This is a genomic window from Halorubrum luteum (assembly GCF_054652935.1).
In genome coordinates this window covers 2,016,771-2,038,846 of the sequence record NZ_BAAIGT010000002.1, presented here as the reverse complement: position 1 = coordinate 2,038,846, position 22,076 = coordinate 2,016,771, and the positions used below count along the sequence as shown (strand labels likewise).

Here is a 22,076-nt window from a genome sequence, read left to right as displayed (position 1 = left end):
TTGTCCGATTTCCACAATACTTTAGCGTACTCCGAGCATACGTGTACGCATGAGCGAGATGTCCAACGCGAGCGGTCCGTTCGTCGTGGTCGGCGGTGACGCCGCAGGGATGAGCGCAGCAAGCAAGGCCAAACGGGAGAACCCCGACCTCGACGTGGTCGTCTTCGAGCAGGGTGAGTGGGTGTCGTACGCCGCCTGCGGCATGCCGTACTACCTGAAAGGCGACGTCGAGACGCTCGAGGAGCTCGTCGCGGTGACCCCGGAAGCGTTTCGCGAACACCGCGACGTCGACCTCCGAACGGGTCACGAAGTCGTCGATATCGACCCCGATGCGAACGTCGTCACGGTCGAGACCGACGGCGACAGATTCGAGCAGTCGTACGGGAGCCTGCTGATCGGAACCGGCGCGAGAGCGGTCGTTCCGCCGTTCGACGGCATGGGTCTCGACGGCGTGTTCACGCTTCGCGGGTTGGACGAAGCGGCCGCGATCGACGAGTACATCGAGACACACGACCCGGAGACGGCCGCGATCGTCGGCGGCGGCTACGTCGGTATCGAGACCGCGGAGGCGCTGACCGCCCGCGGGATCGACGTCTCGATGTTCGAGATGGAGTCGCGAACGCTCCAGCCGTTCGCCGAACCAACGGCGCGGGCGGTCGAGAAACACGTCCGCGAGCAGGGCGTCGACATCCACCTCGAGACGGCTGTTCGCGGGTTCGAGAGCGGTGACGACGGCTCCGCGGACGACGGTCGTGTCATTGCGGTCACCCTCGACGGGCGGGCGGAGCCGGCGGAGCTCGTGATCGTCGGGGTCGGCGTCGCGCCGAACGTCGAGCTCGCGGAGTCGGCCGGCGTCGAGACCGGCCCGACGGGTGCGATCGCGACCGACGAGTACGGTCGGACGAACCTGCCGGACGTGTACGCCGCGGGCGACTGCGCCGAGGCCGACCACGTCGTCACCGGAGAGCCGGACCACGTCCCGCTCGCGCTGACGGCAAACCGAGCTGGCCGAGCGATCGGGTCGACGGTCGGCGGCGACCCGACGCCGGTGGGACGGACCGCGGGCACGGCGATCCTCAAGGCGTTCGATCTCGAGGCCGCACGGACGGGGATCGTCGACGCCGAGCGGGCGCGGGCATACGGGTTCGACCCCGTCTCCGTCACGGTCGACGCGCCGACGCGGGCGCACTACTATCCCGGCGGGAGCGAGCTGTCGGTGACGCTCGTCGCCGACCGCGGGAGCGAGCGCGTGCTCGGTGCGAGCCTCGTCGGCGAGGAGGGGGCAAAGCGGGTCGACACCGTCGCGACCGCGCTCGAATCGACGCTGACGCTGTCGGAGCTACGCGACCTCGATCTGGCGTACGCACCCCCGTTCAGCCCCGTCTGGGACCCGGTGCTCACCGCGGCGAAGGTGCTCGACGGGAAGCTGTCCGGGTGAGCGTCTCGTCCGCCCGTCACAGCATCCGGTCGTCCTCCACGACGCCGCGATTTCGGAGCGCGTTCGGGGTCCCGCTGGTCTGGATGATGTCGAACGCGGTCATCAGATCCGACCGCGAGATGAGGCCGACGAGCTCGCCGCGGTCGTCGATCACCGGGAGCCGTCCCACGCCGTTCCGCTGCATCGTCTGCAGCGCGGTCATCGCGTCCGCCTCCGGCGTCACCGAGGCAATGTCAGTCTCCATCACGTCGTCAACTCGGTACGCGTCGCGTTCGACGTCCCGCACCGACCGCGCGTCCTCCAGCGTCACCATCCCGACGAGCTCGTCCCCGTACAGCACGGGATATCCCGTGTGCCGCTCGCGGAACATCCGTTCCATCAGCTCCGCGACGCTCGTCTCCTCGGTGACCGTGTGAAGCTCCTCTCGCGGAGTCATCACGTCGTCGACCGTCACGTTCTCGAAGGCGGCTTTCAGGGTGGTCTGTTGGGCCTCGCCGGAGGCGGCGATGTAAATAAAGAAGGCGAGGAGGATGAGGATCCAGTTGCCGAACAGCCCGACGATCGCCATCATGAACGCGAACACCTTCCCGATTGCCGCCGCACGCTGCGTCGCCTGCGCGTGCGGCTGGTTGCGCGCCATCAGCGCACGGAGCACCCGTCCGCCATCCATCGGGAACGCGGGCAGCATGTTGAACGCCGCGAGCACGACGTTGAGGATCGCGAGATACCCGAACACGAAAAGCACCGCGCTCGCGTCCGCCGGCGCAAGCAGGAACACCGCGTAACAGGCGACGCCGACCGCGACGCTGACGATCGGGCCGGCGATGGCGATCCAGAACTCGTGTTTCCAGTTCTCCGGGAACTCGGCGAAGCTGGCGAGTCCGCCGAGCAGCCACAGCGTGATCGAGTCGATCTCGTAGCCGTAGCGTAACGCGACGAGTGAGTGGCCGAACTCGTGGAGTAACACCCCGCCGAACAGTCCGATCGCGGCCGCAAACCCGAGTATCCACGGCATGGATCCGGCGCCAATCGCCTCGGTGTCGATCGCGACGCCCATCGTCTCGTTCATCAGCTCCGCGATGGTGACGACCTCGGCACCGATGAGAAACGCAAACAGCGGCAGCACTATCAGAAACGTCCAGTTGAGTCTGATCGGGATCCCGAAGGCGCTCCCGATCCGAATGCCACGCATGCCTTCCGATTGGTCGTGCCGCCGTTTAAACGTCCGGGCCCCGGCGGAACCCCCGGACGCGCCGGACGAGCGGCACCACGTCTCCGCGTCGCCGACCGCTTATAAGGATTCGGCGCAACCGTTCGGGCATGAGCGACGCGACGAACGCGAGCGAGGCGGCCGAGACCGGAGCGGAGCCGGTGATCAAGCGTGGCGAGGAGATCGAGTACGAGCCCGTCGATGCCGCCGATGGCCTCCGGAAGGGCGTGCTCCTCGACGAGTCCGACGGCGCGCCGACCTTCGCGATCCGGCGGTTCGAACTCGATGCGGGCGCGTCGGTGCCCAGACACACGAACGCGGTCGAACACGAACAGTACGTCCTCGCGGGCGAGTACATCGTCGGGATCCAGGAGAGCGAACACGTCGTTTCCGCCGGCGACGCGCTGTTGATCCCGGCGGGCGTCGAACACTGGTACCACAACGACGGCGACGAACCCGCGGCGTTCATCTGTGCGGTTCCCAACGGCGACGACGAGATCGAACTCGTGGATGCCGTCGACGGAAGCGAGTAGCATCGGTCCTCCGGCCGAACCCGGCTACCGATCGAGCCACTCGACCCCGTCGACGACGTCGACGAACGACGGACCGAACGCACCCGCGGGCGTCGTGAAGCCGGACGGGGCGTCCCCTACAAGCACCCGTTCGGCGGCCGCAAGCGACGCCCCGACGGTGAGGTCGTACGGATCCGGCGTCCGGAGCCGCCCGGTCACGACGCTCCCGTCGTCGCCGGCAGGTCGGGTGTCGTCGGAGCGGTCATCTACGTCTCGTCCACCCGACGCGCGCGCCTCGCCCCAGACGTACACCTCGTTTTCCGCCCGTTCGTCCGCAGTCGGTCCCTCGACGCGGGAGGCAACGAGTCGATCGAGGAGCCACCGAACCGGGCGGCTGCCAACGAGTGGCCCGAGCGGGCGAGCCAGTCGGAGCAGGCTGAGGAGTCGCGGATGGAGCGCGGCGTACACGGTTACGGTCTCGATCCCGGTGGTGTGGGTCGCGGTGACGATGTCACCCCACGGGACGGCGAGCGCCTCCCGACCGCCGCGACCGAAGTCGATTCGCCGCCGCCGCGATCCGGTCGGGAGTCGACGGAGCTCGCCGTTCTCGCGGACGACGGTCCCGTCACCGAGGCCACGGATCGCCGTCCGAGCGGTGCCGCGGGACACTGCACCGTCCGCGTCGAAGCCGAGTGCGAGTTCGGTCGCGTCAGGGAGCCGGGTCGCGAGCTCGGCCGCGAGACAGTCGGTGGGGACGACGTCGAAGCCGACCCCGGGAAGCAGCGTGACGCCTGCGGCCGTCGCGTCGGCGTCGAGAGCCGCGAGCGCCTCGAACACCTGCCACTCACCGGTGACATCGAGGTAGTCAGTGCCGGTTTCGATGCAGGCGTCGGCGAGCGGCTCGGCGGTCGCCGCGAACGGTCCGGCGCAGTTGAGTACGGCGTCGACGTCGCGGACGCTATCGGCGGTGACGGCCGGAATCGACAGATCGAACTCCCGGACCGAGCAGCGGAGCTCCCGCCCGAGTGCTCGGAGTCGGTCGCCGTCTCGACCCGCGAGGATCGGGTCCAGCCCGCGCTCGATGGCCGCCCGAGAAACGAGCTCGCCGGTGTAGCCGTACGCGCCGTACACGAGAAGGGTGTCGTCCGAGCTGGAGCGCACGGACGGTCGATGGAAGCGACGCCACTTGAGGCTCCCGGCGCGACCGGAGTCGAGTTCGCGGCCCCGCCACGGCGAAACCCGCCGACCGGACGAGTCCGGTAAGGTAAAGAGTCCGAGCCGTATACTGGGTACTGAGGGGCCTTTAGCTTAGTCTGGCTTAAAGCCCTCCGCTCATAACGGAGTGATCGTCGGTTCAAATCCGGCAAGGCCCACTTCTCGCCGCAAGCGTTCCGGGAGCCGCCACGGAGACAGCTCCCGCGGCCGCACCCCGCCCGCGTTTCGGTAGTCGAGTGGGACGGGTTCGTCAACGCCGCCCCAACTGGGCGAGGTGAGGGGATCGTAGACCGCTTGTCATGGTGTGTGTTCCACGCTCATATCCCCGAACCAGCCGTGCGGTGCTGCGCGCGTCGTGATCGATCTCGGGCGTACCTCGCTCACGAGGGTGGATATGGTGTTTATTCGGAAGCAGTCGTCGTACGATCCGTCTCCTCACCCAGTGTTTCAACGGCCTCGATTTCCTCGATGATATCCTCGATGAGCTCGCGCTGGTACTGGCTCGCGTCCGCGACGGTGCTGGTTTCGGCGGTGAGGGATTTGCTGGTCGCCGCGAGGTCGTCGACGACCGCAGCAACCTCTTCCGTCGAAGCTGCCTGGTCGTCGGTTGCTCGCGAGACCTCCGTGATCCCCTGTGCGCTCTCTTCAGCGGCGTCGGCGATCGTTTCGAGACTCTCCATGACCACCTCGATCCGGTTTATTCCCTCCTCGAGTCCGTCGTAGGTCGTGGCTATCGTGTCGATCGTGTCCGCGGACGTCTCTTGGACGTCGTCGATCATCGACTCGATCTCCGTCGCTTGGTCGCTCGCCTGTTCTGCGAGTGACTTCACTTCCTCGGCGACGACGGCAAATCCTGAGCCCGCCTCTCCCGCCCGAGCAGCCTCGATCGAGGCGTTCAGCGCGAGAATGTTCGTCTGGTCGGCGATCTCGTCGATCGCTTCCACGACGGCATCGATCTCCTCGAGCGTGGCATCCAACTGTTGGACTTCCTCGACCATCTCGTCTCCGGCAGCTTGGACGTCGTCCATGATGTCGACGACGTCATCCGCCTCCGCACGGCTTTCCGCGGCGAGATCGCGGGTTCGTTGGCTCTCGGATGCGACCTCTTCCGCGGTTGCGGCGACCTCCTGGATGCTCGCGCTCAGATCGGCGATCTCCGAGCTGACGTTCTCCATGCGGTCGCGCTGCTCTTCGGTCGTCTCGGCGGTCGAGGTAAGGTGGTCGATGATCTCGTCGAAATCCTCCTCGAGACGATCGATCAGGAACGGAAGTTCGTCGGTCACGCGGTTTCGTATCTTTTCGACCTGTTCCTGCGAGTCGACGAGATCGGTGACGACCGGCGTGACGCCGACCGCTCCGAGTCGCTCTCCGTCCGGTGTCGAAAGCGGGAGCGCGGCTGAGCGGTGCGTAACCTCACCGGATGCGGTCGACGTACTTCGAAGGCGGTCTTCTTGCACCGAGTCGCCAGTCTCGATCGCGGTGGTTGTCGGAAAATTACCATTCGATGTGGTTTCCGCTGACGTCGTCGACTCCGCCTCGAACACCGCTTCGGGTTCTGTACCGGCGATTTCGTCAGCCGGGATGTCGTAGACGTCTTCGGCTGCTCGGTTTGCTTCGACGATTCCGTCGTCGGGTGCTTGAATGAACGCCGGCTCCGGAAGACCCTCGAGAAGCTGATAAAACAGCCGTCGCCACCCGTCGCGCTCCCGACGGAGTTCGACCGAGTCCTTCTCCTCGTCCGGATGCGATCCTTCGATACGATCCCGGAGATACGTCCGGTCCGGCCGGATCGCCGCGTTCGCGTCCGTGCTCATTGGCTAACCGCATCCGTTCGGAGTTGATAAGCATTCGTTGCCAGTTATTGTATATGATACCTACTCCCAGTTCTTAGATGTGATACTTTGGAAGGAACGCTTATTTTCTCCTCCACTGGAGGTGGTTGCATGGCAGGGCCGGATTTCAGCCACGAAGAGAAAGAGGGCGTACTGATTCAGGACATCACCGACTGGGACGGCGACCCGGACAAAACCGATGAGTTCGAGTCGGAATGGATCGATCGCGCTCAGACCCCCGGGATCACGGGGGCAGTCACCGAGTTCGGAGACGATATTCTGGTCGACGATGAGACGAAAGACCATCTCGCAGAGGTGTGGGGTGATGCGGCAGACGGCGTCAATATCGAGCGGCTCGCGCTCGTCGCGCCGGGTATCACCTCCAGAGCGATCGGAGCGAACGTCGACAGCAATGCGGTAGACGTACGGTCGTTCAGTGACGTCGACAAGGCTTTTGACTGGGCCTCGGACGTCTGAACTGATAGCCACCGGTTTCGTGTCACGCGGCTGCCGGACGCCTTTCGAGCGTCGCGTGTCGCTATCCTTTTGTCGGCTACGGTTTTGCGCTCCGATACCGTTATCAGAACTAATATTTTGGAGTGGGAGTTTCATACGCATCCGATGACATTGATGTGTCATGAACCGGGATCGGCAGTGGACGATTCGTCTTGAGGGGGAGGTGCTCGTCGTGGAGTTTCCACACGGCACCGTCCTGAGCCCCGCAGACGGAGAGGCGCTGCTCGATCGCTGGCGTGCTGTTACGATGGAAAACGATATTGCCGTCGCCGTGATCGTCGTGTCGACCTCGCGGTTCTGTTTGGACGCCGCCCGACATACGCTTCGCACTGCTGCACGCCTCGGTGTAGCGCGCGGCATTACTCGCTGGGCCGTCGTTGCGGAGGGGCCGAAACGACGGTATCTCGAACGGACGGTCGACGTCGTCGGCGTCGTCGTGGAGTCGTTCAACGACGACGACATCGGATTGGCGTGGGCTCGCCGACCAACGGACGTGGTCGTTTGACCGAACACGTCCGCCACCTGGACACATCCACCGCTCGGAACACCTCCTCGACACGCGAGAAGCTGTTGGACGATCACCGCCCGGCGTCCGAGCATTCCAAGCGGTCCACCGCGTTGAGCATTCGCACCTGCTGGGTCGACGCCGAGCCGGAGCCGATCGCTTAACACGGCTCCAGACGACCACGGCGCATGGAGCTCGCCTACGTCGCGGTCGGTGTGGTCGCGGTTTTCGTCGCGCTAGTCGCCGTCGTGCGGCGTGTGCGCGGATCCTCCGCGGACGCCCGCGAGTCGAAGCGCGCACATGAGGCGGCACAGAACCGCGATCCGCCGGTTAATATCGGCGAGACGTACGAGCTCGGCGTGATCGAACTCACTGACCATCACTCCGGCTCGGAGGTCGCGGTCGGAAAAGTGGAGGGGTTCGTCGTGTTCACCGAGGGGATTCCGGACGCGATCGGTGAGGGGGACGTGATCCGCGCGCGAGTGCTCTCGTTCAATACGGGACGGACCTCTGCGGACGCGACGTTCGTCGAAACCTGAAACGCTTCGAACGAAGCCGTCGGCCGGATGCGCTCGTCGAACGTCCTCGTCGCCGCCCGCGCGGCGTGCCGCATGAGAAACGCCTTTCCCCGCGAAGCCCCCCTCCCCGAGTAATGCGAGCCAGCTCCCCTCGACGAGAAGCCGCCACCCGGCGTGATGCGGCGTGAAGGTGGCGGAGGCGATCCCGGAGTTCGCGGACGCGTTCGGCTTCGAGGAGTTCAACCGGATGCAGCGCGCTGCGCTGCCCGGCATTCTCGAGTCCGACGACAACGTCGTCGCGAGCGCGCCGACGGCGTCGGGGAAGACCGCCCTCGCCGAACTCGCCATCTGCAAGACGCTCTCGGAGGGAGGCACCGCGCTCTTTATCGCCCCTCTGCGGGCGCTCACGAACGAGAAGGAGCGCGAGTGGGAGCGGTTCGAGGAGCTGGGCTACTCCGTGTACGTCGTCTCCGGCGAGCGTGATCTCAACCCGCGCCGCGCCGAACGCGCGGACGTGCTCGTGACGACGCCGGAGAAAGCCGACAGCGCCACCCGCAAACACGACTCGGCACGCTACTCGTTCATCACCGACGTCGACTGCGTCGTCATCGACGAGGTCCATCTGCTCGACTCGGAGAAGCGCGGCGGCGTCCTCGAGGTGACGGTCTCGCGGCTCCGCCGACTGCAGGATCCCCGCGTCGTCGCGCTCTCCGCGACGATGCCCAACGTCGACGACGTCGCCGAGTGGCTCGACGCACCGCCGGAGACGACGTACGAGTTCGGTGACGAGTACCGCCCGGTCGATCTGGAGACCGGCGTGAAAACGTACAGCCACGGCTCGAACGCGTTCGCCGACAAGTACCGCCGGCTCTACCGCGCGCTCGACCTTGCCGAGCCGCACGTTCGCGAGGACGGGCAGGCGCTCGTGTTCGTCTCCTCCAGACAGGACACCGTGCAGGCCGCAAAGAAGGCGCGCGACGAGATCGCCGAGCGGGACATCCCGATCGACTCTCGGGGTGACTACGACTTTCACACCGAAGCGACCGAGCTCACGAACGACACGCTCCGCCAGTCCGTCACCGACGGCGTCGGATTCCATCACGCCGGGCTGGCAAAAAGCGACCGCGACCGCGTCGAGGAGTGGTTCAAACAGGGACGGATCAAGCTGCTGTTTTCGACGTCGACGCTCGCGTGGGGCGTGAACCTCCCCGCCCGTTGCGTCGTGATCCGCGACACGAAGTACCACGATCCGCTGGAAGGGGAGACGGACATCTCGCCGCTGGACGTCCTCCAGATGCTCGGGCGTGCGGGACGCCCCGGCTACGACGACGTCGGCTACGGCTGGGTGGTGTGTGACCGGTCGGACGCCGGCCGATATCGGTCGCTGCTCCGGGACGGCAAGGAGATCGAGTCGCGGCTCGCCACGGATCTGGAGTCGCATCTCAACGCCGAGATCGCGATGGGGACGATCCGCGGGCTGGAGGACGTAATGGACTGGTTGGAGACGACGTTCTACTACGTCCGCGCACGCTCGAAGCCGGACGAGTACGAGTTCGAGCACGTCCGTGACCGGGTTCGAGGCGCACTCGACGGGCTCGTCGACGACGGGTTCGTCGCGACCGACGAGGACCTCTCGATCGAACCCACGGCGCTGGGACGCCTCGCCTCGACGTACTACCTCCGGCTCGACACTGCCCGGCGGTTCCGCCTGCTCGCCGACCGCGACAGTCTCACCGTCGACGCGATCCTCGAGGCCGTGGCGGGTGCCGGGGAGTTCGGCTCCGTTTCGGCGCGCTCCGCCGAGGCGGACGCGATAGACCGGATCCTCGACGGCCACGACACCGACCTGGAGAACGGCCATCGCAAGGTGTTCGCGATCCTGCGGGCCGGAATGAACGACTCGATCCCCTCCGATCTCCGCTCCGACGCATGGGTGATCCGGCAGAACGCGCTCCGGCTGGTCGCCGCGCTGTGTGAGTTCCTCGACCGGTTCGCCGGCCCGCGAGCGGCGAACCTCGCCCGCCGCGTCGAGGCGCGCGTCGAACACGGCGTGGGCCGCGAGGCGGTCGCGCTCACCGCGATCGACGGCGTCGGTGCGACGCGAGCGGAACGACTCGCGGACGCCGGAGTCACCTCGCCCGCGTCCGTCGTCGACGCGGGAGCGGAGGCGCTCGCGAACGCCGGGATGAGTGACTCCGTCGCCGAGCGCGTCGTGTCGGCCGCGGCTGAGCTCCCCCGGATCGAGGTCGACTGGGGCGCGTTCCCGGAGACGGTCGCGGTGGGCGACAACGAGCTGTGTGAGGTCGGGGTGGCGAACGTCGCCGGCGGCGCGCGAACCGGGATCCGGGTGACGGTCAACGACGTCGAGATGAGCGCGACGACCACGTATCTCGACGGCGAGACGACCGTCCCAGTGGGCGTGTTCGGCACACCCGAGGCCGACGAGCTGGAGTTCGTCGTCGAGGCGACGTTCCCCGACCTACCGCTGTATCCCGTCCGAGCGACCCGAACCGTGCGGGTCGAGTGACTTCGCCAACGTTTAAACCGAAAACCGCGGCCAGTCCGCGACATGCCCGAGCGCCTTCGCGTCCTCGCCGGCGACTGTCAGGTGACCGAGCGCGGCGACCGAACCCGCACGTACCGCGGCCGCGTGATCGTCCTCATCAAACCCGACAACACCACGCTCGTCCACGACGCCGACGGCTACCAGCCGGTCGCGTGGCTCACCCGGGCGGACTCGGTCGTCGTCGAGGGCGACGCCGACGGGTTCAGCGTCACGGCTCGTGAGGGCGCACGCCGGCTCCGCGTCGTAACCGAGGAGGCGACCGCCAGCCGCGCGTTGCCGGTCACCGAAGCCGGGATCCCGGTCGGCACCTGTCCGGACGACGGCGGCCAGCTCGTCCGCTCCGGCGGCGATGTCGTCTGCCTCGACTGCGCGACCCGGTGGGGGCTTCCCGCAGGCGCGAGCGTCACCGACGCGACCTGCGAGGAGTGTGGGCTCCCGAAGCTTCGCGTCGAGCGCGGCGAGCCGTTCCATCTCTGTCTCGACCCGGCGTGTGACCCGCTCGAGGCGGCCGTCGCGGACCGGTTCGACCGGGTGTGGGACTGCCCCGACTGCGACGGTGACCTGACCGTTCGATCCGCACCCGGCCGGGTGTATCTCGCCTGCGAACACGACGAGCCGTGCGGCACGACGTGCTCGATCCCGAACGGCGTGGTCGTCGACGACTGCGGCTGCGGGCTTCCGATATTCGAGACGGCCACCGGACGGCGCTGTCTGGACGGGACGTGTCCGCACGACGGGGTCGGCTCCGACTCCGAACTCGCGGACCGGACGGGCTGAGCGGACGAACAAAGCGAACATGTCCGGATCGGTCGAGGTTGACCGTGTCCGGGTCCACTCCGATCGACCGCGTTCGAATCACACAAACCGGCTCTCAGCCGTCCGCGACCACGCCGAGAAGCGCCACGAGCGACCCGAACGCGTAGCCGACGAGGTGCGCGTACACGTTACTCCCGAACGGAACGATGACGAGCGACCCGATCACGCCGGCGACGACGACGCTCGCCCCGGTGACGTACAGCAGCTCTCGGGCAGGAACCAGGTTCAACCCGGCGACGCGGGGGTGACCCGCAGCTCGATACAGTCCGACCGCGACGACGGCGGCGGTGACCGCAAACAGGCTGCCGGCGGCCGGCACGGGAGGAAAGTAGCTGACGCCGCTCGGCGCGAGGAACACGACCGCCAGCGAGGCGAACACGACGACGATCGACCATCGCGGGTCGACGCCGGTCGGAACGGCCGTGACGCTCTCCGTCGGTTCAGCGTCGGTCCCCTCCCGGCGTTCGCTCGCGAGCGCGACGAACCAGATGACGACGAGGTAGCCTAACAGCGCGCTGTTCACGTCGGAGAAGCCGGCTGCGGGCGCGTTCGTCAACTCGCCGAGTATCGCGAGCGTCACCCACGCGGACGCGATCGGAACGACGGCGAGGAAGACGAGCACCGCGTACAGAAACCGCCGCCGCCAGCCGGCGATCACGGAGAGCGGGTACGCGACGGCGACGAGCAGCCAGTAGTTGACGACGTTGTCGAGGAGATGGGTCGGACTCGTGTGGACGAAACTGGACGCGAACGCGGTCCACAGCGTCCACCGGCTCTCGAGCACGCCGTCGGCCGCCAGCGAGAGCCGCCACGCCTCGCTCCCGGGAACGAACGCGAGCCCGACGAGCAGTGCCGGGATCGGGACCGCGACGGCGACGAGCTCGGCCGTGGGTCGCGACCTGACTGCTGCCAGAAGCTCGCCGAACAGCCGACGGACGGACGGCGAGGCGGTCGCCTCGTCGGCTCCGTGCACATCGTCGTCCCCGTCCGGTTCGCGCTCGGCGGCCATGCGCTCAGTTGGCGGCGACGACCAAAGGCGCTATCGACGCCGACCGCGCTATCGACGCCGACAGCGAGACCGAATCAGTGTCGATCCCGGCACTCACAGCTGTGACGCAGAAACCGTCGTCAGCGCCGCGGTGAAGTCGTCGTCGGTGACTCCGAGTTCGTCGGCGTGGTCGTTCGCGGCGTCCCCGTGTTCGTCGGCTATCCGCTCGATCGCGAGCAGCGCCGCCTCCCGGCACACCGCGGCGATCTCCGCCCCGGAGTACCCCTCGGTCTCGTCGGCGATTCGGTCGAGGTCGACGTCGTCCGCGAGCGGCTTCTCCCGGGTGTGGACGTCGAGTATCTTCCGGCGAGCGTCCCGGTCCGGCTCCGGCACCTCGACGTGCGTCTCCAGACGCCCCGGACGCAACAGCGCGGGATCGAGCGCCTGACGGCGGTTCGTCGCGGCGAGCACGACGAGGTTCGGATTGTCGCTCGCGCGGTCGAGTTCGGTGAGCAGCTGAGAGACGACGCGCTCGCCGACGCCGGAGTCACCCCCACCGACCGCGTCGCGGTCCGCGGCGACCGCGTCGATCTCATCGAAGAAGACGATCGCGGGTGCGGCCTGACGTGCGCGGTCGAACAGGTCTCGGACCGCCTTCTCCGACTCGCCGACGTACCGATCGAGCAGCTCCGGGCCGGCGACCTGTATGAAGTTCACGCCGCTTTCGCCGGCGATCGCTCTCGCGAGCAGCGTCTTGCCGGTGCCGGGAGGTCCGTGCAGGAGCACCCCGGTCGGCGGGGCCGCGTTCGCCGCGTCGAACAGCGGGCCGTACGTCAGCGGCCACGTCACGGCCCGCTCCAGCTTCTCTTTTGCACCCTCCAGTCCGCCGACGTCGGCGAACTCCGTGGTCGGCTTCTCGGCGACGTACTCGCGCATCGCGCTCGGCTCGACCGCGGCGTGTGCCGCCTCGAAATCGGCCTTCGTGACCGTCACGGCGGTCAGCTCCGCGTCCCCGCTCTCGCGGGCGCGTCGGAGCGCGGTCATCGCCGCCTCCTGTGTGAGCCCCTCGATGTCCGCGCCGACGAACCCGTGGGTGCGGCTCGCGATCCGGTCGAGGTCGACGTCGTCCGCGAGCGGCATCCGACGCGTGTGGACGTCGAGGATCTGTCGCCGGCCGCTCTCGCCGGGCACGCCGATCTCGATCTCGCGGTCGAACCGCCCGCCGCGACGCAGGGCGGGATCGAGGCTGTCGACGCGGTTCGTCGCGCCGATCACGATCACGTCGCCGCGGGTGTCGAGCCCGTCCATCAGCGAGAGGAGCTGCCCGACGACCCGGTTCTCCACGTCGCCGCCGTCGTCCCGTTTTCCGGCGATCGAGTCCAGCTCGTCGAAGAAGACGATCGCCGGCGACTCCTCGCCCGCGCGCTCGAACACGTCGCGGAGCCGCTCCTCGCTTTCCCCCTTGTACTTCGACATGATCTCCGGGCCGTCGATGGTGATGAACGTCGCGTCCACCTCGTTGGCGACGGCTCTGGCGATCAGCGTCTTCCCCGTGCCCGGCGGCCCGTACAGCAGCACGCCTTTCGGCGGCTCGACGCCGAGTCGGGTGAACACCTCCGGCTCCGACAGCGGGAGCTCGATCGTCTCGCGGACGAGCTCCAGCTCCTCGTCTAACCCGCCAATATCCTCGTAGGTCGCGCCAGCAGTCCGTTCGGCCGGCGGATCCGGGTCGCCGGCGCGACCGGTACCTTTGGCTTGAGCGTCCGTACCGGGAGCGGGCGGCGCATCCGGCCGTCGCGCGTCGTCGCCGGATCTCGTCGACCCGGACGCGTCCCCCGTCGGTTTACCGGTCGAGCCCGTCGGTTTACCGGTCGAGCCCGTCCTCGAGTCGTCTCCGTATCGAACCGTGACGTCGGTTCCGGCCGTGATCCGCACCGTTCCGACCGGCTCCGAGTCGGTGAGAACGAACCGAAGCCCGCCGAGCCGCTCGACGTGAACCGCCTCCCCCTCGGTCACGGGTCGGTCGCGGAGATCACGTGCGAGCGCGCGCTCGACGGCCTCGCGGCTCACGTCGACGTCCGCGAGCGTCGACGGGGCGGTAAACGTCACTCCGTCGGCGTCGGCGACGTCGATCGGAGCCACTCGGACGGTGTCACCGACCTTCACGCCGGCGTTGGCGCGGGTGTCGGCGTCGATGAGGACGGAGCCGTCGCGGGCGTCTGCCCCGCCGGGCCACACCTTCGCGACCGTCGACCGATCCCCCTCGATCCTGACGGTGTCGCCGCTGAGGAGGCCGAGTTGCTGTCTGGAGGACTCGGGAAGCCGGGCGATACCCCGTCCCGCGTCGCGCTTTTCGGCGGCGCGAACCGTGAGACGGACCCCGGAAGCGTCGTTCATACCGCTCGTTCCCGCTGCCGACTCTTTAGGTTTGCCCGCCCGCTCCGATGTGACCGAGTCGTACTCCCTTCGAGACGCGTCGATCCGCCGCGGCAGGCGACAACCGTTTCACTGCTCGCGTGGTAGCATTACACATGGTCACGTCGACACGACGGGACGGTTCAACCTGGTTCGCCTGCGAGGTGTGCGGACTCCTGTTCGCCGACGAGGAGGAGGCCGAGACGCACGAAGCGTCGTGTGAGGGGGATGAACCCGACTATCTGCAGTGACAAACGCTTTGACCTTCCGGGATGGTCCCGTAGACAGTGACCGACAGAAACCGACCGAGCGCTGAGACGAGATCCGACGTCGTCGAACGGGCCGCAAGCGGCGCGCCGGCAGTCGGAGAGGCGGTTCGCGACCGGTTCTCCTCGGACGAGGTTTTCCAGCGGATCATCGCCGCCGCCGACGAGGAGGTGACGTCCGGGAATCGGGAGCTGTTCTTCAGCGGGCTCGCCGCGGGGCTCGCGATCACGATCACGTTCCTGCTGTACGCCTCGATGACCGCCTCGACCGACGGTCATCCGGTGTTGAGCGTGCTGTTGTACCCGCTCGGGTTCATCTACATCATCATCGGCGGCTACCAGCTGTACACCGAGAACACCCTCCCGCCGGTGGCGCTGACGCTCGAACGGCTTGCGAGCATCCCGACGCTGCTTCGCCACTGGACGATCGTGCTCGCGGGGAACTTCGCCGGCGGCGCGATCGGCGCAGTCGTGTTGTCGTACGGCGGCGTGTTCACGCCCGAGGCGGCGACCGTGGCCGCCGACATCGCCCAGTCCGGCGTCGAAACCGGCTGGTGGCCGCTGTTCTTCAAAGCCGCGATCGCCGGCCTGATCGTCGCCGGCGTCGTCTGGGTCGGGTTCGCCTCCACCAACTCCGTCACCCGACTGCTCGTGGTGTATCTCGCGTTCCTCGCGATCCCGCTCGGAAACCTGTATCACGTCGTCGTCTCGTTCACGGAGGCGCTGTATCTGATGTTCGCCGGCACTCTCGGTCTCTACGTCGGCATGGTCGAGTTCGTGCTTCCGGTGCTTCTGGGCAACACGATCGGCGGCGTCGTGCTCGTCACCGTCGTCAACTACTTCCAGACGAGCGAGCACCGCCTCGAGGAGGCCCGGTTCGAGGGACTGAACCGGCAGCTGTCGATCCCCGAGTGGGCGCTCGGACGGGTGGCCGGCCGGTCGTACGTGCCGATCCTCGATAGCGCGGAGGCAGCCCTGATCACGGGCGACGCCAAACGGGTGATGGTGCCGATCTCGAACCCACGCACCGACGGCCACCTCGTCGAGCTCGCGAGCGCGTTGGCGCGAACGTACGACGACGGGATGGTTCACATCGTTCACGTCGTCCAGGCACCCGACCGGATGCGGATCGAATCGGCCGACGACGACCGGATCGGGAGGGCGTCCGATCGGCGGATGGTCGACCTCCGCGAGACCGTCGAGGGGTACGGCGTCGACGTCGAGACCACGACGGTCGCCTCGCATCTCTCCTTCGAGGAGGTGTTCTCGATGGCCCGCCGAACGCGTCCAGAGACGGTGCTCATGAGCTGGGGCGACGACCAGCTGTGGAGCGCGGCCCGTGCCCAGCGGCCGATCGAGGAGCTGACGAACCAGCTGCCGTGTGACTTCCTCGTGTTGAGCGAGGGCGATCTGGACACCTCTCGCGTCCTCCTCCCGACCGCGGGCGGCCCCGACTCCGCGCTCGGCTCCGAGGTCGCACGCGCGCTCGTGGAGACGTTCGGATCCGAAGTGACGGCGCTTCACATCGTGGAAGACGAGTCGAAACGCGAGGCCGGCGAGCGGTTCCTCGCGCAGTGGACCGAGGACCACGGACTCGACGACGCGACCCGGATCGTCGACGCCGGCGGGGACGTCGAGGGCGCGATCGAGCGCGAGGCGACCGACAGCACGCTCATCGTCATCGGAGCGACCGAGAAGGGACTGCTCTCGCGGCTGCTGTCCGACTCGCTCCACCTCGACATCCTCCACGAGGTGGACTGCTCCGTCCTGCTCGCCGAGCGACCGAGCCACCGCTCGATCCGTCAGCGTCTCTTCGGTCCCGGTCGGCGAGATCAGGACACGAAACCCGACGCGGCAACCCCCGACAAGCCGGAGAAATCCGACGACTCGGAGTGAGCGGAGCCGCTCGGAGCGACGGAATCGAACCGGCGACGAGCCGACGAACCGGCGACGCCGGGCGAAGCGGCGGTCCGGCGCCTACGGTTCGGTCGACGGGTCCCGCGTCGGCAGGTCGGGCTCGAAGGCCGCGGCCTCGACCGCCATGTCGAGCACGTGATCGACGTTCTCGTCCTCGGTGATGCTCATCGTCGCGTCGACCGACTCCGCTTGGATCGCCTCGAAGCGGTCGTGTTTGTTCGCCACAGTGAGGAACGGAACGTCGTCGCCGAACAGCTCGCGGATCTCCTCGCGGAGTTCGAGCTGTGACTCGAGGGGGTAGCCGCAGTCCCCGGACGGGTCGAGCACGAACAGGACGACGTCCGCGAGATGTTCGAGCGCGCTTATCGCCTGCGTCTCGATCTCGTTGCGCTCGTCGGCGGGGCGGTCGAGCAGGCCGGGGGTGTCGACGATCTGGTATCTGACGCGGTCCCGCTCGAAGTGGCCGATCTGGACTCCTTTCGTCGTGAACGGGTACTCGGCGATCTCGTTGGACGCCCGGGTCACGTGGTTGACGAACGAGGACTTGCCGACGTTCGGGTAGCCGGCGACCACGATCGCGGGCTCGTCGGGGCGGATGTCGGGGAGGTCACGGAGCGCGTCGCGGGCCTCGCCGATGACGAGCAGGTCCTCCTCGATATCGTCCATCAGGTCCGCCATGCGTGCGAACGCCTGCTTTCGGTGTTTCTTCGCGGTGTCGGGGTCGGCGTTGCGGAGCCGCGAGGTGTAGTCGTCCCTGAGCGTCTCGATCCGCCGTGCGGTCCACATCACCCGGGAGAGCGCCTGTCGAAGCTCGTCGACGTCGACGATCGCGTCGGCGAGCTCGTAGTAGAACGGGTCGACGTCGAAGCCGAAATCCGGCCACGAGACGACGACGTTCTCCAGGTTGTCTGAGAGCACGTTGCCCGCGGTTCGCAGCATCGACTCCTGGGCCTCGTGGCCGCTCTTGGCGTGGCCCGCCCGCGCGGCTCGCGAGAACGCCTTGTCGACGAGCTCCTCGGCGCGGGGCGTCGTCGGGAGGCCCTCGAATATCATGCCACTTCCTTACCCGTCGAGGGGTATAAGAGCGTCCGTTCGCCGGTCCGGGCGGTACGTGGACGCATGGGCGTCGGTCGGCCGTCGGATCGATGTCGTATGCCGCGGCGACCAACTATTTATTCGACGGCGGACTCCTGCAAACCATGACCGCGTCACGCGCGCCGGCAGAGCCGGCGGTACGCGAGTTCGAATCGACGATCGAGACGCTCGACGGCCGTGAGATCACGCTCGAGGAGACGTACTTCTACGCCGAGTCCGGCGGACAGCCAGCCGACCGCGGGACGCTCGCCGGCGTCGTCGTCGAGGACGTCGTCGACCGCGACGGCGACGTGGTACACGTCCTCGCCGACGAGCCCGATGTCGGGGTCGGCGACACGGTTGCGGGCGTGGTCGACGACGCGTTCCGGACGTACTGCGAGCGCGCTCACACCGCCTCACACGTTCTCTACGGCGCGGCGAGGCGGATCACTGACGAGCTCGGCTACGCCGGGTTCGACATCTCGTCGGAGAAGGTCCGTGTGGATCTGACGACCGACGAGCCGCTCGACGACGAGGACCTGATCGAGCTCGAGCGGCTCTCGAACCGGGCGGTGTGGGAGTCGCGCCCGGTGTCGTGGGAGACGATGCCGGAGGCCGACGCCCGTTCGATCGACGACATCGCGTTCAACGAGAAGACCGAAGAGGGTGCGATGGGCGGCAGCGAGGCGATCCGCGTCGTCACGGTCGACGGCTGGGACGTCGCGGCCTGCGGCGGGACCCACGTGTCCAACACCAAGGAGATCGGGACGGTCGAGGTGCTCGACCGCTCGAACCCCGGCGAGGGCGTCACCCGCGTCGAGTTCGCGGTCGGACCGACGGCGATCGACCGCGACGCCGCGGTCCACGCAGCCGCGCTGGAGGCATCCACGGCGGTCGACGCCAACGTCGAGGGGCTCGTCGATGCCGTCGAACGACTCGCCGAGGAGAACGATCGGCTCGAGGCGGCGCTGCGGGAGGCCCGTACCGACCTCCTCGAAGCCACACTCCGGGAGTTCCCGACCGTCGAGCGCGACGGGACGGCGTGGGCCGTCGGCACCGTCGAGGACGCCGACCCGAACGACCTCCAGGAGCCGGCGACCGCAGTGATAGACGGTGGCAACGTCGACGTGGTCGCCGCGGTCGGCCCCGATCCGGCACCGTTCGTCGTGGTCGCGGCCGATCCGGAGGCCGGCTCACCGACCGATTCCGACGGTGCTGACGCTGACGGCGAGGATCCGAACGGGAACGACGTTGGAGTCGTCGACGCGGGCGATGTCGTCGCCGCGGTCACCGACGAGTTCGGCGGCGGCGGCGGCGGCAGCGCGAGATTCGCGCAGGGCGGCGGACTTGACGCCGACTCCGAAACCGTGGTCGACTGGCTCCGGAGCCGACGAGGCGGGTCGTCGTGACGCTTCCACACGGGGGCGGGTCACCGTGACCGGCAAACTCGGCCCGGAGGCGCTGGCTGCGGTGCTCGATGCGACCGGCGTCGACGATCCGGCGGTGCTGCAGGGAGCCGCCTACGGGGAGGACGCGGCCGCGATCGACCTCGGAGACCGGACGCTCGTCGTCAGCACGGACCCCCTCTCGCTGGCTGCCGAGGCGGTCGGCCGCCTCGCGGTCCACGTCGCCTGCAACGATGTCGCTGCAAGCGGTGCGGAGCCGCGATGGCTAACGAACACCGTGCTGCTCCCCGACGACGATCCCGACCGCCTCGGGACGGTCGCCGAGCAGGTCGACGAGACGGCTCGGTCGGTCGACGTCACGGTCGTCGGCGGCCACACGGAGGTGGTGCCGTCACTGGAGCGTCCGCTGCTGTCGATGACCGCGTTCGGCACCACCGACCGGTTCCTCCCCAGCGGCGGCGTCGCCCCCGGTGACCGGATTCTGCTCACCAGCGGCGCGGGGATCGAGGCGACCGGGATCCTCGCGACCGACTTCCGCGAGGCGTGTCTCGACGCCGGCGTCGACGAGACGACTCTGGACGCAGCCGCGGGGTTCCTCGACGACGTGAGCGTGATCGGCGACGCGCGCGTGCTTCGTGACATCTCGACCGCGCTACACGACCCCACCGAGGGCGGCGTGCTCACCGGACTCGTCGAGATGGCGAGCGCGAGCGAGCTCGTCCTCGAGATATCGCGTGCGTCGGTCCCCGTTCGACCGGAGACGGCTGCGTGCTGTGCGGCGTTGGATGTCGATCCGCTTGCAACGTTCGGTTCCGGCGCGTTGCTCGCGGCGGTTCCCGACGCCGCGGTCGCGGACGCGCTCGCCGCGCTCGACGAGGCCGGCATCGACGGCGCGGTGATCGGAACGGCATCCGCGCCAAATGACGCGAACCCGGCTTCCGAGAGTCTCGCCCCGGGGACGGTCCTGCTCGACGGCGACCCGATCACGGAGCCGCCACGGGACGAGCTGTATCCGCTCTGGGAGTGAGACGGAGCGGTCGGGTCGGATTACCGGACGTTTCGGACAACTCCTTCGACAGGCTCGTCAGTCACACCCGCCGATCACTCATCTTTTTCCGTGTGGGATCGAACGCCGAGGTATGACTGGGGTACGCGTCGGGTCGGCGCTGTCCGACGAGCAGCGGGCGATACGCGAGCTCGTTCGGGAGTTCGCCGTCGAGGAGGTACGTCCGGTGGCCCGAGAGGCGGACGCCGAGGCGTCGTTTCCCGAGGACGTCTGGGACGGGCTCGCGGAGCTCGGGCTCACGGGGCTCACGGTGCCGGAGGCGTACGGCGGCTTCGACGCCGACCGGACGACGTACGCGGTCGTCAACGAGGAGCTCGCGTACGGCGCGCTCGCGGTCGCCACCGCGCTGTCGGTTCACTGTCTCGTCACCTCCTGTCTCGCGGCGTTCGGGAGCGACCAACAGCGGGAGCAGTGGCTCCCCGAGATGGCCGAGGGGCGACCGGTCGGCATGTTCTGTCTCTCCGAACCCCATGCCGGATCGAATCCGGCCGAGATGTCGACGACCGCGCGGTACGACTCCGATCGCGACGAGTACGTGCTGGACGGCACGAAACAGTGGATCACGAACGGCGAGCGCGGCGGCGTCGCGGTCGTGTTCGCGAAGGCAGCCGGGGACGACGACGCCGACCCGGCCGACCCAGCCGCAGCGGGCCGAGAGGCGATAACCCAGTTCCTCGTGCCCGCCGACGCCGAGGGGTTCGAGGTTGGAGCGAAAGAGGAGAAGCTCGGGCTCCGCGCGTCGGACACGACCTCGATCTCGTTCGACGGCTGCCGGATCCCGGCGGAGAATCGGCTGACCGAAGTGGGCGACGGGCTCTCGGCTGCGTTCCGGATCCTGACGAGCGGGCGGATCGGGATCGCGGCGCAGGCGGTCGGGCTGGCACGGGCGGCGTTCGACGAGGCTCGCGAGTACGCGGGCGAGCGCAAGCAGTTCGGGCAGCCGATAGCCGAGATCGGCGCGATCCGCGGGACGTTCGCGGAGCTGTCGACGGAGATCGAGGCGTCGCGGCTGCTCGTCCGCGAGGCGTGTCGGCGGGCGGATGCGGGCGAGGACGCTCGCGTCGCCGCCGCGCGCGCGAAGCTTTCCGCGTCTGAGACGGCGATGTCGGTGACGAACGAGGCGGTCCAGATCCACGGCGGGTACGGCTACACGACGGCGTTCGACGTCGAGCGGCTGTATCGCGACGCGAAGATCACGGAGATCTACGAGGGCACCTCCGAGATCCAAAAGAAGATCATCGCTCGGGGCGTACTGGACGACCGATGAGGCTCGACCCGACCGACTACGACGCCGTGGTGTACGACCTGGACGGTACTCTCGTCGACCTCGCGGTCGACTGGGACGTCGTGGCAGAGGACGTCCTCGCCGTCTACACGGACAACGCGATCAAGCCGCCCGGAAACGGGCTGTGGGATCTGCTCGGTGCCGCCGAGGAGTACGGCATCGGCGACCCCGTCGAGGAGGCGATCCGGCTCCACGAGCGGTCCGGCGCGCGCGACTCGACACGGCTGCCGCTCGCAGACGCGCTCGGGGAAGGGGATCCAACTCGGACGGGCGTCTGCTCGCTCAACTGCGAGGAGGCGTGTCGGATCGCCTTAGAAACCCACGGGCTCGACGACGACGTCTCCGCCGTCGTCGGACGCGACACCGTTCCGACGATGAAACCCGACCCCGATCCGCTGCTCGCGGCGCTCGACGCGCTCGATGCGGAGCCGGAACACGCCGTGTTCATCGGCGACTCCAGAAGCGACGCGACCGCCGCGGAGCGGGCGGGAGTCCGCTTCGTGTGGACGGACGACGCGGTCGGCGAGTAGC

The 22,076-nt window shown here is 68.0% G+C and carries 19 protein-coding genes and 1 tRNA gene; 14 read left to right on the top strand and 6 right to left on the bottom strand.

The genetic code is table 11. The features are described from left to right. Positions 1–49 precede the first annotated feature (49 nt). Complete coding sequence (locus ACYQ0R_RS10045; RefSeq protein WP_459823158.1) at positions 50–1,438, top strand: FAD-dependent oxidoreductase; 1,389 nt, start codon at positions 50–52, stop codon at positions 1,436–1,438. 16 nt (positions 1,439–1,454) lie between these two features. Here ACYQ0R_RS10045 and ACYQ0R_RS10040 read toward each other — a convergent pair whose 3' ends face one another. Beyond that, positions 1,455–2,630, bottom strand: a complete 1,176-nt coding sequence (locus tag ACYQ0R_RS10040) for a M50 family metallopeptidase (protein WP_459823155.1) — start codon at positions 2,628–2,630, stop codon at positions 1,455–1,457. Positions 2,631–2,758: 128 nt separating this feature from the next. Here ACYQ0R_RS10040 and ACYQ0R_RS10035 point away from each other — a divergent pair, with 128 nt between their 5' ends. Next, positions 2,759–3,181: a cupin domain-containing protein gene (locus tag ACYQ0R_RS10035; protein ID WP_459823152.1), complete on the top strand. Its 423-nt coding sequence runs from the start codon at positions 2,759–2,761 to the stop codon at positions 3,179–3,181. A 24-nt stretch (positions 3,182–3,205) separates the two neighbouring features. Here ACYQ0R_RS10035 and ACYQ0R_RS10030 read toward each other — a convergent pair whose 3' ends face one another. Next, positions 3,206–4,321 carry a saccharopine dehydrogenase family protein gene (locus ACYQ0R_RS10030; RefSeq protein WP_459823149.1) on the bottom strand — a complete coding sequence of 372 codons (1,116 nt, stop codon included), beginning with the start codon at positions 4,319–4,321 and terminating at the stop codon, positions 3,206–3,208. 136 nt (positions 4,322–4,457) lie between these two features. On the opposite strand from ACYQ0R_RS10030, the gene ACYQ0R_RS10025 reads away from it, so the two are divergent. After that, positions 4,458–4,533, top strand: a tRNA-Ile gene (locus ACYQ0R_RS10025). A 243-nt stretch (positions 4,534–4,776) separates the two neighbouring features. Here ACYQ0R_RS10025 and ACYQ0R_RS10020 read toward each other — a convergent pair. Further along, entirely contained in the window at positions 4,777–6,189 is a 1,413-nt protein-coding gene (locus ACYQ0R_RS10020; RefSeq protein ID WP_459823147.1) for a methyl-accepting chemotaxis protein, read from the bottom strand. 129 nt (positions 6,190–6,318) lie between these two features. Between ACYQ0R_RS10020 and ACYQ0R_RS10015 the strand changes: the two genes are divergently transcribed. The 5 genes from ACYQ0R_RS10015 to ACYQ0R_RS09995 all read left to right on the top strand — a co-directional run bounded on the left by ACYQ0R_RS10015 (position 6,319) and on the right by ACYQ0R_RS09995 (position 11,089). After that, positions 6,319–6,684, top strand: coding sequence for a hypothetical protein (locus ACYQ0R_RS10015; protein WP_459823144.1), 366 nt, complete (start codon positions 6,319–6,321; stop codon positions 6,682–6,684). A 160-nt stretch (positions 6,685–6,844) separates the two neighbouring features. Further along, positions 6,845–7,228, top strand: a complete 384-nt coding sequence (locus ACYQ0R_RS10010) for a hypothetical protein (RefSeq protein ID WP_459823141.1) — start codon at positions 6,845–6,847, stop codon at positions 7,226–7,228. 188 nt (positions 7,229–7,416) lie between these two features. Then, a complete protein-coding gene (locus tag ACYQ0R_RS10005; protein ID WP_459823138.1) occupies positions 7,417–7,767 on the top strand; it encodes a hypothetical protein in 351 nt (116 codons plus the stop codon). A 163-nt stretch (positions 7,768–7,930) separates the two neighbouring features. Beyond that, positions 7,931–10,273, top strand: coding sequence for a DEAD/DEAH box helicase (locus ACYQ0R_RS10000; RefSeq protein ID WP_459823135.1), 2,343 nt, complete (start codon positions 7,931–7,933; stop codon positions 10,271–10,273). A 42-nt stretch (positions 10,274–10,315) separates the two neighbouring features. Beyond that, complete coding sequence (locus ACYQ0R_RS09995) at positions 10,316–11,089, top strand: DUF91 domain-containing protein (protein ID WP_459823132.1); 774 nt, start codon at positions 10,316–10,318, stop codon at positions 11,087–11,089. A 94-nt stretch (positions 11,090–11,183) separates the two neighbouring features. On the opposite strand, the gene ACYQ0R_RS09990 is transcribed toward ACYQ0R_RS09995, so the two are convergent. Together ACYQ0R_RS09990 and ACYQ0R_RS09985 are read right to left on the bottom strand one after the other, a co-directional pair. Next, complete coding sequence (locus tag ACYQ0R_RS09990; RefSeq protein WP_459823129.1) at positions 11,184–12,137, bottom strand: rhomboid family intramembrane serine protease; 954 nt, start codon at positions 12,135–12,137, stop codon at positions 11,184–11,186. A 93-nt stretch (positions 12,138–12,230) separates the two neighbouring features. Next, positions 12,231–14,513 carry an AAA family ATPase gene (locus tag ACYQ0R_RS09985; protein WP_459823126.1) on the bottom strand — a complete coding sequence of 761 codons (2,283 nt, stop codon included), beginning with the start codon at positions 14,511–14,513 and terminating at the stop codon, positions 12,231–12,233. A gap of 134 nt (positions 14,514–14,647) precedes the next feature. Between ACYQ0R_RS09985 and ACYQ0R_RS09980 the strand changes: the two genes are divergently transcribed. After that, positions 14,648–14,782 (top strand): DUF7128 family protein, encoded by a 135-nt coding sequence (locus ACYQ0R_RS09980; RefSeq protein WP_459823123.1) that lies wholly within the window; start codon positions 14,648–14,650, stop codon positions 14,780–14,782. A 36-nt stretch (positions 14,783–14,818) separates the two neighbouring features. Then, positions 14,819–16,693, top strand: coding sequence for a formate/nitrite transporter family protein (locus tag ACYQ0R_RS09975; protein ID WP_459823120.1), 1,875 nt, complete (start codon positions 14,819–14,821; stop codon positions 16,691–16,693). Between the two features lie 81 nt (positions 16,694–16,774). On the opposite strand, the gene ACYQ0R_RS09970 is transcribed toward ACYQ0R_RS09975, so the two are convergent. After that, a complete protein-coding gene (locus ACYQ0R_RS09970; protein WP_459823117.1) occupies positions 16,775–17,767 on the bottom strand; it encodes an NOG1 family protein in 993 nt (330 codons plus the stop codon). A 146-nt stretch (positions 17,768–17,913) separates the two neighbouring features. On the opposite strand from ACYQ0R_RS09970, the gene ACYQ0R_RS09965 reads away from it, so the two are divergent. The 4 genes from ACYQ0R_RS09965 to ACYQ0R_RS09950 all read left to right on the top strand — a co-directional run bounded on the left by ACYQ0R_RS09965 (position 17,914) and on the right by ACYQ0R_RS09950 (position 22,075). Next, on the top strand, positions 17,914–19,197 hold the full coding sequence (locus tag ACYQ0R_RS09965; RefSeq protein ID WP_459823114.1) for an alanine--tRNA ligase-related protein: 1,284 nt from the start codon (positions 17,914–17,916) through the stop codon (positions 19,195–19,197). A gap of 25 nt (positions 19,198–19,222) precedes the next feature. Beyond that, a complete protein-coding gene (locus ACYQ0R_RS09960) occupies positions 19,223–20,221 on the top strand; it encodes an AIR synthase family protein (RefSeq protein ID WP_459823112.1) in 999 nt (332 codons plus the stop codon). Positions 20,222–20,333: 112 nt separating this feature from the next. After that, positions 20,334–21,527 (top strand): acyl-CoA dehydrogenase family protein, encoded by a 1,194-nt coding sequence (locus tag ACYQ0R_RS09955; RefSeq protein ID WP_459823109.1) that lies wholly within the window; start codon positions 20,334–20,336, stop codon positions 21,525–21,527. After that, the gene (locus ACYQ0R_RS09950) at positions 21,524–22,075 is read left to right on the top strand and encodes an HAD family hydrolase (RefSeq protein ID WP_459823106.1); all 552 of its coding nucleotides are present in this window, start codon (positions 21,524–21,526) and stop codon (positions 22,073–22,075) included. The genes ACYQ0R_RS09955 and ACYQ0R_RS09950 overlap by 4 nt, the downstream gene beginning before the upstream one ends. Position 22,076 lies beyond the last annotated feature (1 nt).

What these genes read in the sequence shown, in the direction of transcription:
- ACYQ0R_RS09950 (WP_459823106.1), top strand. Translation starts at nt 21,524, where the DNA reads ATGAGGCTCGACCCGACCGACTACGACGCCGTGGTGTACGACCTGGAC.
- ACYQ0R_RS09990 (WP_459823129.1), bottom strand. Translation starts at nt 12,137, where the DNA reads ATGGCCGCCGAGCGCGAACCGGACGGGGACGACGATGTGCACGGAGCC.
- ACYQ0R_RS10005 (WP_459823138.1), top strand. Translation starts at nt 7,417, where the DNA reads ATGGAGCTCGCCTACGTCGCGGTCGGTGTGGTCGCGGTTTTCGTCGCG.
- ACYQ0R_RS10035 (WP_459823152.1), top strand. Translation starts at nt 2,759, where the DNA reads ATGAGCGACGCGACGAACGCGAGCGAGGCGGCCGAGACCGGAGCGGAG.
- ACYQ0R_RS10010 (WP_459823141.1), top strand. Translation starts at nt 6,845, where the DNA reads ATGAACCGGGATCGGCAGTGGACGATTCGTCTTGAGGGGGAGGTGCTC.
- ACYQ0R_RS10040 (WP_459823155.1), bottom strand. Translation starts at nt 2,630, where the DNA reads ATGCGTGGCATTCGGATCGGGAGCGCCTTCGGGATCCCGATCAGACTC.
- ACYQ0R_RS09980 (WP_459823123.1), top strand. Translation starts at nt 14,648, where the DNA reads ATGGTCACGTCGACACGACGGGACGGTTCAACCTGGTTCGCCTGCGAG.
- ACYQ0R_RS09955 (WP_459823109.1), top strand. Translation starts at nt 20,334, where the DNA reads ATGACTGGGGTACGCGTCGGGTCGGCGCTGTCCGACGAGCAGCGGGCG.
- ACYQ0R_RS09970 (WP_459823117.1), bottom strand. Translation starts at nt 17,767, where the DNA reads ATGATATTCGAGGGCCTCCCGACGACGCCCCGCGCCGAGGAGCTCGTC.
- ACYQ0R_RS09985 (WP_459823126.1), bottom strand. Translation starts at nt 14,513, where the DNA reads ATGAACGACGCTTCCGGGGTCCGTCTCACGGTTCGCGCCGCCGAAAAG.
- ACYQ0R_RS09995 (WP_459823132.1), top strand. Translation starts at nt 10,316, where the DNA reads ATGCCCGAGCGCCTTCGCGTCCTCGCCGGCGACTGTCAGGTGACCGAG.
- ACYQ0R_RS09965 (WP_459823114.1), top strand. Translation starts at nt 17,914, where the DNA reads ATGACCGCGTCACGCGCGCCGGCAGAGCCGGCGGTACGCGAGTTCGAA.
- ACYQ0R_RS10045 (WP_459823158.1), top strand. Translation starts at nt 50, where the DNA reads ATGAGCGAGATGTCCAACGCGAGCGGTCCGTTCGTCGTGGTCGGCGGT.
- ACYQ0R_RS10015 (WP_459823144.1), top strand. Translation starts at nt 6,319, where the DNA reads ATGGCAGGGCCGGATTTCAGCCACGAAGAGAAAGAGGGCGTACTGATT.
- ACYQ0R_RS10020 (WP_459823147.1), bottom strand. Translation starts at nt 6,189, where the DNA reads ATGAGCACGGACGCGAACGCGGCGATCCGGCCGGACCGGACGTATCTC.